This is a genomic window from Olivibacter sp. SA151 (genome assembly GCF_054130995.1).
Genome location: NZ_CP096391.1, coordinates 1,946,709 through 1,959,942, shown reverse-complemented (window position 1 = coordinate 1,959,942; position 13,234 = coordinate 1,946,709). Strand labels below are relative to the sequence as shown.

Annotated in this window: 16 protein-coding genes; 7 read left to right on the top strand and 9 right to left on the bottom strand. The window is 40.8% G+C overall.

Features of this window, described 5'->3' with window-relative positions:
• Positions 1-14: 14 nt before the first annotated feature.
• Entirely contained in the window at positions 15-584 is a 570-nt protein-coding gene (locus M1D52_RS07920) for a Crp/Fnr family transcriptional regulator (protein ID WP_437392132.1), read from the bottom strand.
• A gap of 332 nt (positions 585-916) precedes the next feature.
• Between M1D52_RS07920 and M1D52_RS07915 the strand changes: the two genes are divergently transcribed.
• Positions 917-1,162 carry a hypothetical protein gene (locus M1D52_RS07915; RefSeq protein ID WP_437392131.1) on the top strand — a complete coding sequence of 82 codons (246 nt, stop codon included), beginning with the start codon at positions 917-919 and terminating at the stop codon, positions 1,160-1,162.
• 32 nt (positions 1,163-1,194) lie between these two features.
• Here M1D52_RS07915 and M1D52_RS07910 read toward each other — a convergent pair whose 3' ends face one another.
• Entirely contained in the window at positions 1,195-1,422 is a 228-nt protein-coding gene (locus M1D52_RS07910; protein ID WP_013667944.1) for a hypothetical protein, read from the bottom strand.
• Positions 1,423-1,515: 93 nt separating this feature from the next.
• On the opposite strand from M1D52_RS07910, the gene M1D52_RS07905 reads away from it, so the two are divergent.
• Both M1D52_RS07905 and M1D52_RS07900 read left to right on the top strand, forming a co-directional pair.
• The gene (locus tag M1D52_RS07905) at positions 1,516-1,800 is read left to right on the top strand and encodes a hypothetical protein (RefSeq protein WP_437392130.1); all 285 of its coding nucleotides are present in this window, start codon (positions 1,516-1,518) and stop codon (positions 1,798-1,800) included.
• Between the two features lie 112 nt (positions 1,801-1,912).
• Positions 1,913-2,305, top strand: a complete 393-nt coding sequence (locus M1D52_RS07900) for a response regulator (RefSeq protein ID WP_437392129.1) — start codon at positions 1,913-1,915, stop codon at positions 2,303-2,305.
• A gap of 18 nt (positions 2,306-2,323) precedes the next feature.
• On the opposite strand, the gene M1D52_RS07895 is transcribed toward M1D52_RS07900, so the two are convergent.
• The 5 genes from M1D52_RS07895 to M1D52_RS07875 all read right to left on the bottom strand — a co-directional run bounded on the left by M1D52_RS07895 (position 2,324) and on the right by M1D52_RS07875 (position 6,615).
• Positions 2,324-3,043, bottom strand: coding sequence for a metallophosphoesterase family protein (locus M1D52_RS07895; RefSeq protein WP_437365605.1), 720 nt, complete (start codon positions 3,041-3,043; stop codon positions 2,324-2,326).
• Positions 3,044-3,286: 243 nt separating this feature from the next.
• Positions 3,287-4,048 (bottom strand): phosphate ABC transporter ATP-binding protein PstB, encoded by a 762-nt coding sequence (pstB, locus tag M1D52_RS07890; RefSeq protein WP_149106018.1) that lies wholly within the window; start codon positions 4,046-4,048, stop codon positions 3,287-3,289.
• A complete protein-coding gene (gene pstA, locus M1D52_RS07885; RefSeq protein WP_437392127.1) occupies positions 4,038-4,883 on the bottom strand; it encodes a phosphate ABC transporter permease PstA in 846 nt (281 codons plus the stop codon). Before pstA ends, pstB begins: the two co-directional genes overlap by 11 nt.
• Positions 4,884-4,885: 2 nt before the next feature.
• Entirely contained in the window at positions 4,886-5,776 is an 891-nt protein-coding gene (gene pstC, locus M1D52_RS07880) for a phosphate ABC transporter permease subunit PstC (protein ID WP_437392125.1), read from the bottom strand.
• A gap of 11 nt (positions 5,777-5,787) precedes the next feature.
• Positions 5,788-6,615, bottom strand: coding sequence for a substrate-binding domain-containing protein (locus tag M1D52_RS07875; protein ID WP_013667951.1), 828 nt, complete (start codon positions 6,613-6,615; stop codon positions 5,788-5,790).
• Between the two features lie 292 nt (positions 6,616-6,907).
• On the opposite strand from M1D52_RS07875, the gene M1D52_RS07870 reads away from it, so the two are divergent.
• The 4 genes from M1D52_RS07870 (at position 6,908) to M1D52_RS07855 (ending at position 9,677) form a co-directional block, all read left to right on the top strand.
• Positions 6,908-7,441, top strand: a complete 534-nt coding sequence (locus M1D52_RS07870; protein ID WP_130856757.1) for a hypothetical protein — start codon at positions 6,908-6,910, stop codon at positions 7,439-7,441.
• A gap of 73 nt (positions 7,442-7,514) precedes the next feature.
• Positions 7,515-7,880, top strand: coding sequence for a COG1470 family protein (locus tag M1D52_RS07865; RefSeq protein WP_437392123.1), 366 nt, complete (start codon positions 7,515-7,517; stop codon positions 7,878-7,880).
• Complete coding sequence (locus M1D52_RS07860) at positions 7,877-8,299, top strand: hypothetical protein (protein WP_437392122.1); 423 nt, start codon at positions 7,877-7,879, stop codon at positions 8,297-8,299. Before M1D52_RS07865 ends, M1D52_RS07860 begins: the two co-directional genes overlap by 4 nt.
• Positions 8,274-9,677 carry a hypothetical protein gene (locus tag M1D52_RS07855; protein ID WP_437392120.1) on the top strand — a complete coding sequence of 468 codons (1,404 nt, stop codon included), beginning with the start codon at positions 8,274-8,276 and terminating at the stop codon, positions 9,675-9,677. The genes M1D52_RS07860 and M1D52_RS07855 overlap by 26 nt, the downstream gene beginning before the upstream one ends.
• A gap of 3 nt (positions 9,678-9,680) precedes the next feature.
• On the opposite strand, the gene M1D52_RS07850 is transcribed toward M1D52_RS07855, so the two are convergent.
• Together M1D52_RS07850 and M1D52_RS07845 are read right to left on the bottom strand one after the other, a co-directional pair.
• The gene (locus tag M1D52_RS07850; RefSeq protein ID WP_437392119.1) at positions 9,681-12,500 is read right to left on the bottom strand and encodes a hypothetical protein; all 2,820 of its coding nucleotides are present in this window, start codon (positions 12,498-12,500) and stop codon (positions 9,681-9,683) included.
• Positions 12,501-12,588: 88 nt separating this feature from the next.
• Entirely contained in the window at positions 12,589-13,194 is a 606-nt protein-coding gene (locus M1D52_RS07845) for a LuxR C-terminal-related transcriptional regulator (RefSeq protein ID WP_437392118.1), read from the bottom strand.
• Positions 13,195-13,234: the final 40 nt, after the last annotated feature.

Here is a 13,234-nt window from a genome sequence, read left to right as displayed (position 1 = left end):
AAGAATGCTTTCGTTTAGGATATATTTCTTCGGATACGACTTAACGAGGAGGGAGTTATTCCAAGGTAGGAAGCCAACATTGATTGGGGAATACGATTAGACAGTCCCGGATAATGATTGAGGAAGTTCAAATAACGCGTTTGTCCATCCTGCACCAACATATTGCTAGCTGTTTTCATTTTGTTCTCCAACACGGCTGCATTCAGTTTTACAAAAATGGTTGACCAATTTGGAAGTTCGTGATCTAAAAGCTCAAAATCTTCCCGGTTCAAAAGATAAATACGTGCATCAGTTATCGCTTCAATATATTCTGTGGAGGCAATACGATCAATAAAACCATTTATATCGCCTATTAATCGACCTTCATAGACAAAATACCTCGTAAAATCATCTCCAAATTTGTTGTAATAACAAGACCGAAAGATCCCCTCTTGCACAAAACCGAGGCTCGAACAGATTTTTCCTGCTTCAACGAAATATGCGCCCTTATGGATCGAAACTTCTTTTACAAGCTCTTTTAGAAGCTGCTCCCCTTTGTGCGTAAGTCTTCCAAATTGATCGAGATACGCTAATAATTCTTTCATTCAATAAAGGTAGCTACCAAATATCGTGAACCAATTGTCAATTGACAAAAATTTAAAAACAAGTAGCAGCATCTACTACTTCTTATCGATCCACCGGACATTTATCTGTTTGCGCTTCTAATCGAATTAATTTATCTTTAGGTCGTGTAAAGATTAAGTTTTTGCCTACAATAGCGACTTTGTATAATTTGCCATCTATTGTCTTAAATCATTCCTAATTTCTACATAAACTTAGGCAGGTATAAGAATCTGTATGTAAAATGTAACAACCAACGGAAAGTAAGAATTAAATACACGATGAAGAACTTGTATGTGTAATCAATAGTTTCACCATGACCAAATTTTCAATGTTTCTCTTTGTTATCATTCATCAAGATGAGGTGATTGCTTATGCATCTAGTTTAGAAGATTTATGGGAACACTTCAAAAATTATCTCGGCAGTCAAGACCATGTCGATAGATTTAAGAAAATGATGGAAGAGCAACCAAATATAACAGGTAAAATCCAATCCTTCTCTTTTATAATAGAAGGCAAAGAATATCATTTTCAACAATTGGAAAAAAGAATTAAACGATGAAATGCTCACTTATGATAATGGACGATACAATTCTATAACAATTTTTGAAAGGTATATTCCTTTCCCGACAAGGTTAATTTAAAAAGCCTTTCTCTTTTAAATTTCCGATAAAAGAAGTCAAAATTTCTCGATTCTCCTTCGATCTCTTCAAATTTTCGTACAAAGGCCCGAAGATTCGTTTCAAAACAAATCGCTTCCCCATTTCGGATGACAATATATAATGCTTTTAAGCCCTGCAACATGGTAACAAAAATATACACTTTTTATGCAACTATATCTCAATAATGTTGTGATATTTTTTTCATTTGCAACAATATATACCTATATTTGCAATCCTATTTTACGAATCATAAATGAGCATCTATGAACTTGCCGCACAACTTGGTTTATCTGTTTCATCTGATAACGTTGCTGAAATTCCCATTATCATTTTGAATGATCATTTATTTGTGTCAGAATCAAGCATGAATAATCTGTTCGACCTCAATGACACCCGCACCATGGAGTGGCTGAGCCTTCCTCCCATGTCCTTAGCCGATTATTATTTTTCAGGATTATCCGATCCTACATCTTACCTTACATCTTCTGATAGACAACACATAAAAAACTGTCTATCAGAAGATAAAAAAACAAATTAAGCATACATTTGTGTGTCCGGCGTTCATTATATTTTTTTCGTAAGAGATAAAAATTAATTTCACATAAACTTTTCACATATTTTCACGTTTAACTGTAATCAAGTGGTTGATTATGAAGATATGCATTGTGGACGACGATCCAATATTTCAGTTATTGGCTAAAAAGCAATTTCAAAAAATCGCCGGTGATATCGATACGGTAAGTTTCACCAATGGGATAGACGCTTATGCGTATTTTCGGTCGGTTGAATTAACTTCTTTATCTATGCCTAAGCTTCTACTGGTAGATCTTAATCTTCCGATTATGAATGGCTGGCAGCTAATTGATAAATTAAGGAAGACCTGCCTTACAGAAAATACGCATATTTATATCGTAAGTTCATCCCCTGCTATTGAGGACAGAATACGAAGTCTATCCCTTACTTGCGTAAAAGATTATCTAATGAAACCTATCTATTCCCAACAATATGAAGAACTCTATAGAGCCGCTAATGTTGCGCACTAAAGTATAAAGGGGTTAGGTTTATCGTAAGAATACCGGGTGTATTGCAATATCGTCATCATTTATTTCAATGATACTGTACCCTAATCGCTTATTATCAATTTCAATTTGGCTGGCGTTTTTAACGAACTGATAAGATACCGCAGGCGAAACGTATTGATTAATATTTCTGTAAACCTGTGAGTCGGCCATGTGATAGTGTCCGCAACATACGTATATTTTGGATGCAGATTGCGTTAATAAATCGACTACTGTATCGCGACCACTTAATGGATATTCGTCGTCGACAGGTGTGTTTACTTTAAGGAGCGGATGATGAATAAAGATAACAACCTGCTGTTCATCTACTAACTGCGTCTTTAACCATTCTTGTTGACCGCGACTAATGCTACCGGACGAAGAATCCATAAAAACATACTTGAATCGACCTACCTTTTCACTATAAAACAACTCATTATCAACAAATTGAGCATCGACTTGAAAATGCTTTATCACCTCATGAAATTTATCGTGATTGCCTAGAATCAATCGGAAACGAATCTGTGGCACATCAAATAATTTAATGAACTGTGCGTTCACCTTTGGGTCTCCTATGTCCCCTCCGCAAATCACTTCCGTTATTCCCTTCGAACGGACGTCGTTCAAAACGGCTTCCAGATTTCTTACACCGTCAACACCCTGATCCAAGGTAAACTGTTCCCCCAGATGGGTATCCGTCAAAAATGCTATTTTCTTATGCATGCAATCAAGCGCTAAAATTAAGTATACAATGCTCCGTATTTTACAACGATCTTATTTTCCGAAGATACACCTATTTCAAGAACAAACGGAACATCACAAGGTTTAAAATAATATATTCATTTCAACCAAGTCCAAGGAGGTTCTAATACCGCATGAATAATAATAGTAAGGATGATGGTCTTTATATGGATCTACCGGTTTTAAATCTACATATTGTATAGGGAGCGGTCTAAATCCGTTAGGTTATCCGAATTTGCCACCCACATAATTCGCAGTCAGTTCATGTTGCGGATTATTAAAGAGCGACATGGTATTATTCTCCTCAATTATTTCGCCTAGGTACATAAACACTGTTTTGTCGGCAATACGCTGTGCTTGCTGCATGTTATGGGTAACAATGACAATGGTATAATTTTCCTTCAATTTAACAATAAGCTCTTCTATCTTCGAAGTGCTTATCGGATCAAGCGCGGAACAAGGCTCATCCATCAAAATCACTTCCGGTCGGAGTGCTACGGCCCGGGCAATACAAAGACGCTGCTGTTGGCCACCCGACAAGCGGGTGGCTGGTCTTAGCAAATCATCTTTTACTTCTTCCCAAATAAAACTTTCTTTCAGCGCATTTTCAACGATTCTTGGCCGTTGTTCTTTCGGCACTTGATTAATTTTCAAACCATAGTTTATATTTTCATAAATGCTTTTTGGAAAGGGATTCGGTTTTTGAAAGACCATTCCAATACGTCTTCTAACCTGTGTAACGGGAAAATCAGCATCATAAATATTTTTACCATCCAACAAAAAATCTCCTTCTATACGAGCGTCGGAGGTCAAGTCGTGCATCCTGTTAAAGCAACGTAACAAGGTGCTTTTTCCACAACCCGAAGGTCCAATGAGTGCCGTTACTTTATTTTTTTCAAAACGGACATGGATGTTCTTAAGTACCTGCTTAGATCCGAACCAAAGATTTATTCCTGAGGCCGCAAGCTTCGTCTGACTATCCTTCATTTTTACTGTGTTTATAACGTATATAAAAGGCGATGCTGTTCAATATAAAAACCACCATAATCAAAATCAGCGCCGTTCCATAAGCCAAGGGTCTCACCTCCTCAATGGCTTGGTGCTGTGTTGATAACATATACAAATGGTATGGCAAGGCCATAAACTCTTGGTTGAGATAACCGGTGGGGTTGTTGATATAAAAAGCAACGCCGGTAAAAAGGATCGGTGCGGTTTCTCCGGCCGCTCTCGATAAAGCTAATACCATGCCCGTAAGGATACCCGGTAACGCGGACGGTAGTACCATGTCACGAATGGATTCAAATTGTGTAGCACCTACCCCCAAAGCGCCTTCACGTGTACTTGCAGGAATTCGACGCAACGCTTCTTCTGTAGTGGTAATGATATAAGGCAGCGACAACAGACCTAAAGTAAAGCCTGCCGACAAGAGGGATGTCCCCATGTTTAATCCCTGCACAAACAGCGCCAGGCCAAAGAGACCGTAAATAATGGAAGGCACTCCGGCCAAATTACGTATAGAAGCGCGAATAAGACGCGTAAACCAAGTGTTAGGAGCATACTCATTGAGGTAAATAGCACAGCCTATGCCAAAGGGCGCAGCCACCACTGCAGTAATTAAGGTCAGCATTACCGTGCCTATTATTGCCGGCAAAATTCCCCCTTTGGTCATACCATCCGTAGGCAGTGTACTAACAAAGTCCCAAGTTAGCACGGGTGCTCCTTTTCCGATTATATCACCGATAATGATCAAAAGAAAAATGCAGACTAAGCCTGTACAAAGAAGCAAAGTCCCCCATTCAATAATTGGCGTTAATCTATTCATGGCTAAGGAGCTTGATATTTCTTAAACTTATTAACGTAATATTCACCTACTAGGTTAACGACTAAAGTAAACAGGAAGAGAACCGTAGCGATGGCAAATAAACTATAGTAATGCGTTGTTTGATAAGGCACCTCTCCCATCTCAATGGCAATTGTTGCAGTAATGGTGCGTACGGAGTGGAAAAATCCTTTCGGAAAGGCAGCCGCATTACCGGTTGCCATTAGTACGGTCATTGTTTCACCTAAAGCACGGCCAACGCCTAACATGACGGCAGCCAATATCCCGGGTGCACTACTCGGGATGGTGATTTTACACAGCGTTTGCCAACGATTTGCGCCCAAGCCGAAACTCGCTTCCTTATAAGACTGCGGCAAGCTATGTAAGGCATCTTCTGTAACCGTTATAATGGTAGGTAGTGCCATAATCGCTAAAAGAATGGCACCATTGAGTGCATTCAAACCGTTCGGTTGATTCGATAATTCTCCTAGTTGTGGGCTTAAAATAACAATTCCTAAAAAGCCAATAGCTACAGAGGGAACGGCTGCCAGCATTTCAATAGCCGGTTTAAGAATATTCCGCAGCCTTCTATCGGCATATTCGGAAAGAAAGGCTGCCGTACCAATTCCTATTGGGATTGCTATCAACATGGCACCAAAGGTGACTAAACAAGTACTGACTAATAAGGGAAGGATGCCATAAGTGGCGGGAGTACCTCCCGGATTCCACTGGGTACCGGTTATAAAGTCCAGCGGCTTAACCTCAATCAAGAAGGCGACAGTATTCCATAACAGCATAAAAAAAATTCCACCAAGAATGGCGATAATGAGCATACCGGTTGCCCGAAAAAGCCATTTAGCGAGGAGATCGATTTTTTCTTTAACACTTAATTGCATAGCCAGGGGATTTATCGGGTGATATAGTAGCCGGAAGCCTTTATAATTGACTTTCCTTCTTCGCTTCGCTCAAAATCGATAAAAGTCTTAACTTTCTCCCAAGAAGTACTCGGAATAAATTGATATAAGGGACGCTGAAAGGCATAACGTTTTTCCATGATTGCTTTTTCGTCTAAGGGAGAAACAGCGGTCGCCTTTTTCGGGTCGCGTATATAAAGAACTTTTACCGCTGGTTCCTTTGTGCCGTGGGAAATGTATCCCGCCCCCACATAGCCAATACCCGAGCGATCTGCCTTAATGCTCTCCATGATCTGCGCATTTCCGTTCATCTCCTTCGCATCCCTACTGAATCGAATACCAAGCCTTTCCTGAACAAAGGCATGCGTTCCGGAATTGCTTTGCCGTCCGTAAATATTAACGGGCATATTCCATCCGGTTACGGCCTTCCATGTTCGATATTGGCCACTTAAAACCTTCGCCAAGCTAGAAATATCGATTGTGTCTAAGGGAAAATCCTTATGTACGATAAAAGCGGTAGCATCTTCTGCAAAGACAATCGTGTGTAGCTTTATCTTTTTAACCTTGAATAAACTATCTTCTTCTGCGTTTAAACGTCGTGAAGAATTAGCGATATCTGCTTGCCCATTCAGTAAAGAGGCGATTCCCAAACCGGACCCTCCACCGGATATTGCTACGCTAAAAGCGGGGTTCACTTTATAGAAACGTTCTGCAAGGGTTACCGCCAAGTTCACCTCGGTATCCGATCCTTTTACCTTAATAGATCGACTATCATTGCTACAGGCACATATAAGTAACAGAAAGACAAACCGATACCACATAAGTCGCTTGTTTGGCAATTAAACAAATCTACTAAATTAATGTTAGCAGAATATGTATTTTACATAAAGGAAAACACCTATTAAGATGCCTCAACTATTCCGGAAGACTGTGACTAGTAAATAACCAATAGAATGGTTACCTGAACTACATCAATAAGCATTTGGCAACTATAACCTTCGATCTATCACTTCGTAACATCTATATGTGACATGAATGATTGGACTCGAAACAGAATAAGTATAATTTTTGTGTTCTCTCTATGGATATGGAAATTAAACTAATCAAGTAATTATGAAAAAGCTATTTTTATTTTCGGGAATATTGCTGTTAGCATTAATAGCACAATTCCAGCTAGCTCAAGCACAAACAGATCAAACAGGTAATGTAACCGTTTCGATCGACCTAACCGCTCCGGTTATATCCATTGATTTAGGTGCAGATCCAAACGTAACTTTCGTATACAGTACACCTGAAGACTACACCACACCACAGGTTGAACCGAAAGTGGGACATTTCACGGTGGTAAGTAATCAGGATTACGAAGTCACTGTACAAGCAACGGAAGAGTTTACGGTAATACCTGAGAACGCTTCGCCCATTCCACTGAGTGTTGTCCAAGTAAGTGTTGACCCTTCCACTACCGGTGGCGGAACGCCTGCGATAGTCCCATTATCATCCACCGCAGGAACTTTAGTTACTGATGGCCCAGCTACAATCGGCACAACTTATAATATCAATTACACCATACCCGATGCTACTTCTTTAATTGATAAAGTGCCCGAAGTATATTCTACTACGGTGATTTATACAGCAACGCAAATTTGATCGATGCATGATATATGACAGGTGTTACTTGGAATTGATCAGGCGATGGAGAATTCGCACTTCTTTGCTCTCAATGATTTTTTATTTGTTATGCACTTGGAACTGTTTCGCCCAAGGGATATCGATATCACCGTCTCGGATTTTTTTTAAGGGGCTTCCCGGCGAGACGGTCCAAGAAGTGATTACTCTTACCAACAACTCGTCAATATCGTTCAATTTTATTACGGCATTAAAAGATTGGCATCGCGATTCGATCGGTCGAAAGGTTTACGACGCCCCAGGAGATGTGGAACATTCCAATAGTCGCTGGATCAGACTTTCGGAATCTACCATTAACCTTAACCCGAACGAAACGAAACGCATAGTCGTGTCAATGACCGTACCAAAGGATGCAGGCGCACGCGGCTTGACCAACAGTATGCTTTTTTTACGCAAATGAAAGAGCAGACCAAGCTTTCAAAAGAAAAGAAGCAACTAGGCGTAAATGTGCTTTTAGAGGTCGGCGTGCAGATCTATCACGTGCCACCGGGACTAACACCTGGCGAGTTGGACTTTGTCGCTTTTGAAGACCAGGGTATCATAAAATTAGAAACAGACACTGTTCGTCGCGTTGCACTGAAGGTTAAGAACACGGGAGAAATCAATAAAGATGCGCATGTACGTTTCGAGTTGACAAACGTGCAAACCGGCGCAGAAATTCCCGTCAAAACCACCGCTATCGCCATGCTTCCCCATGCACAACAATGGATTTACGTCGATTTACCAATTTCATTAAAGGGAAAACACTTAGGAGTTGCCATCCTAGACGCGGGAGATAATTATGATTTGCGTGTTGCAGAAAAAGAAATTGATTATTAACAAGCTACTATTGGGATGGCTCCTGCTTTCAGCTCCAGCCTACGGACAAATCGTCATTAATTTGCCCCAAGCCAATATTACAGCACGTTCAAATTATACAGCTACCTTGGCAAGTGGAACGTATTCGAGCTTAATTGGGTTGGTGCCGAATATTGAGGTGAAAGCCAATAGTCCCAATTTTACCAATACGGTTGGAGGGACCTCTACTGTGCCACTGAATATCGCGCATATACGGTTACGAAGTATCGGCTCTCTTTCCTTAATAGGTGTCACAGCAGAAGTCACCCTGAGTACTTCCTACGCTTTATTATACGCAGCATTGGCCAGTATTTCGTCAGGCGCCGTTATCGCCGACTATCGTATATCAACGGGCAGCCACACTTGGATATCGGGCATTTATCGTGCACCTATTAACTTCAGAACAGGACTGCTATCCCCTAATCAGATAACACCTACTACGCCGAATTTAGATATAAACGTACCTGGATTTATTGCTCCCCAGGCTACGCTACCATCGCTAAGCTTGCCAGTAAACAATTTGAGTTTTTTCAGAAACAGCGCCGGTATCAGCGCTGCCGGCAATATCTCTGTATCAACTACGGTGCCCTATCTTCTGAGCTTGCAAGCAATTAACACGCAGTTTTCTTTCAACACGAATAGTTCTTATAATCAAACACCTAGCACTTCGGTTGGGCTTGTCAATTCAACGCTATCCAATATCACCAATGCTACGCCGATCATGTTATCCACCACTTCACAAGCATTAACGGCTGCTTCGGGTATAGCCGTGCCTATGAACAATAATCAAGCATTAACTGCAGCCTTTTCCATTACGGGAAACAATCTGAAAACAGGTTTTGTACAAGCAGGAACCTATTCAGTGCCCATTACTTATACTTGGAGTAAATTGGCCAACGCTTATCCTACAGGCTCATTACAGGTGCAGCGAAGCAGCACTTTACAAGTCGTCGTCAGTGATTTAGCGGAGTTGATTGCTTTGCAGCCAAGTGTTAACTTTGTTTTTGATGATGTGACGGATTACCGGCAAGGCATAACAAGAGATATGACGCAACATTTACGTATTAGTAAAACAACTCCCTATAGTCTCTACGTGCGTTCATCAACCGCTAACTTTTCGGGAGCCGGTGGCCAAATACCTGTAAATATTTTGCGTATAGGCGCCGCTGCCGGGCAAACAGGAGTTAATACTGTTACTCTTTCCACTACACCACAACAACTTATAAATAATGCTAATCCCACGATCGATCGAACGTTGGATATCCGTTATAGTATTCCGAACACAGCAATGTCGCAATTGCTCGGTAAAGCACCAGGCACTTATAGTGCTACCGTTATTTACAGTTTTACTACACTTTAGGTACTAGAATTTTTTAACGTCTACTTTACGGCGTTGGTCATAATATTTAAAATCTAAAACGTATTTATCCGGTGCTGCCTTCATATCGATCTTCTCTATTTTATTTTCAATAGTAAATGGCATTTCATCCGTTTCAACTGAAACCTCATAAATATCAGGAGCTAAATAAAAAGTGTATCTCCCATTCTGATCAGTTAACGTTCTATAGACCCTTCCTTGCGAATCGACGGCAATCAAGCGAATACCCGACAGTAGTGGAGCCGTTAGCTGATAGTTTTTACCCATAACTTGCATTTCGCCTTGCAATAACTTGGTTTGTGTCAGCGGAATTTCCATGGATATATTCTTGTTTAGGACCAAGGATATTGGTTGCGTACTCGTCCAGCCCTTTGTACTCAGCAAGTCGACGGTATAGTTTCCTACTGGCATATGCTGAAATTCCGCCTGACCGGATTTATCGGTCACAGCGGTTTGATCATTTATTTTAACCATGAGACCCGAAATGTACGATTCTCCTTCGTCTCGATTGCTATTGTTGTTAAGATCCTGATAATAGATGAGGCGGATTCTCTTGCCGTTGGATGTCTGCATGGCAGCAAACTGTTTTTCAATACCGATCCGTATCTGTCGCGTATCAAATGAAGAACGAACATAATTCAGACCTACTTCCGCAGGCAGTGCTGTTTGCATGGTCACCAATGTATAGAACATATCGCCTGTAACTGCCCAATTTCCCTTCAGATTCCACCTTGCCGTTCCATTTACAGAATAATTACGCGTATCTGTAAAGCCATAATAATTATACATCGCTGCCAATTGTACCTGCAACTTATTTTTAAACGCTGTAAAATTAGTATTGGGGCCTATTGAATATAAGCGGTAAGCTGCATCATTTACGTTTGCAAACAGATCGCTGAGGTAATAGGGATTTATTTGGATATAAGTGCTAATACCGAATAAAGGATTGGTATAGCTTCCGTTAATCCGCAAAGAATAGTAAGAGCTTGGAGCCATCGGCATCGTGCTTTCATAAACATAGCCATGATCAACGTGCAGATAAAAACTATGTATGGGAGCTGCATAACTCACATTCAATAGCATTCGCCCCGCTGAAGATCGCCATCGCGACGGGGCTTCACCCTCCGATGAGTAGGTACCATTCCGCAAGCTTTGTTGCATGAGGTAAGGCTTCATTTCCAGCCGAAATCTTCCCAAATTTTTACCATAACCTATTTCATAGGAATAGATACTATTTTGAAAAGGGAGATAACCATATCCGTATCTTCGACCTTGATAGGAAGGTCGATTATTCAGCAAGCTAATACGTAGGGAGTATGTCCCGCCATCCTCTGTTGATTTTATAATTCGACTATCGCTTTGCAAAATTCCGCGTCGAAGCCCGGTAAAATAAGGACTGCTGTAATAGTTATTGGTGCTGAATTGATACTCTTTATGTGTGATTGAGTAATCGATTCCCCCAGCTACTGCTCGCCGAGTGCTTGCAATGTCCGTAAAAGTTTCCTGGCTATAACCTGCTTCTATTTTCAAATCATGTTGCGCACCTAGCTTCAGAGGAACTGCAACACTGACCTGATGACTGTTCAACGCATTAAACGATTGGTGGCTATGCAAGTAAGTCAATCGCCCCTCTTGCCCGTTTTTCAAAAAACTATAATTCGCGGCTAATATATTTTCGTTCGGCAAATCATTGAATATTTGAGAAGCCAGCATATAATTATTCTGAAGAGCATATACACTTACGCGGTCCACCTCATTGATGCGATAACTGGCCCGGGCACCACGGCCGCTCAGCGCGTAATCTAAGTTCTCATAAATGTTACCCAACTTCAGCCCCCAATTTTGATTTTCATAAGACAAATAGGTATCATAGAGATTAACACCGCCCAGCTGCTGATAATAATCCAGATTTAAACGATAGTCAAGTTCGTGTTTATTCGTCATAGTAAGCTGGCCATTCGCCTGCATTTGGTAAATTTCATTATATTGATTTAAACTGAGATATCGAAAAGCGGCCGTATTATTAGGTGTTTGTGCGAAAGGCGCATTACTGAAAAACGAGCTTACACTATTCACGTGTTGAATGCGTACGCGATGCACGGCTAATTGCTGACTACTAGCGTCTACTGCTTGAATAGTGACGGAAAAATCAGCTGCCTGGCGGCTATTCGTTTTGTTTCGAGCAATGAACGGAATCAATTGGCGCGCACCTGCCGGCAATGTAAGACTCATCTGCTCGCCCATAAACTCCAATCCTTCAGGAACTTCGCTTAAAACCAAACGAAAGGAAATGGGAATTAAGCCATTGTTTACACAATTCAGCATCAGCTGCGTTTGGTTTGTACTTGGTTGCAAGAAGTAAACCGGTTGTTCTGTTTGGAGTGTTAAGGTGCGTGTATCCGCTAATTGAGTATAGAAGGAGGCATTAGGCAGCGCCTCCATTTCCTGATCTAAAGCATTTAACCGAACCTCAAAGCGTTGTAAATTTTCAACGATAGTCTGTTTATCCGCTATGTATTTTACGGGGAACCGCTTTTCCTCTCCCGGATCGAGTCTAATTGTGTCAGGTAAAGCGATCAGCGCCTTATTGGAAGATTTCCCGGTCGATTCAATTGTTAAGAAGACCTCATCAATAGTATGGTTTTTTACTACAAGTTTATTACTAAATGTACTACCTGGCTTTATAATTAAGGTATCTCTCTCGAAAACACAGCTAACCGTTAAGTCTTGCGCATATACATAACCGATGCACCAAACTATAGAGAAAAAAAGGATCAATATGGCTATAAGAGCTTTCACAAGCATAACAGACGTACATAAATCCCAAAAACAAATATTCTATTTACAAAGCGGACCTAGAAAAAGCAGATGTCACATAACGATGTGATGATTCTTAATATTTTAATTGTGCGATCAATTCCCCCTTACTGTTTATATTTAACTTGCGATAAATCCGTTTAATATAAACCCGTACCGTGTCAACTGCCAAATTGTAGCGATCGGCTACTAGCTTATAACTCAACCCATCGGCAAGCCCGTTAGCAATCTGCAATTCGCGCGCGGAAAGTAGATCCTCTCGCCGTTTTGCATCATGTATCCTTTCCACCATTTCGCGGGAAATAAAAGGGCTAATAACAGACCCACCTTTATGAGTTGCAATTAACGCTGATGCTATATTATTTAAGCAAGTAGACTTTAACAAATAGCTAACGGCGCCCGCGCGAAGGGCCTCCAGTACAGTCGCGATATTAGCGATTTCGCTTAATATGATTATATTTGTTTTTGGAAACTGAATTTTTATCTGTTTAATCACTCTTGTCGAATACCCTTTAAGTTCAACTAAGATCAGTTGTGGTGACAGGGCCTTTTGATGGAGCAGGTTATTGGCGCGCTCCAGCTCGAAAAGGATGTTGAATTCCTGACTTCTTTGTTTCAATAAGAGCGTCCGAATTGTAGCTCTCATCTGTTCATCCGGTTCTATTATACCTACGCTTACCATAATTATTCTTTATACTTGGTAACGAAGAACAATTATACCA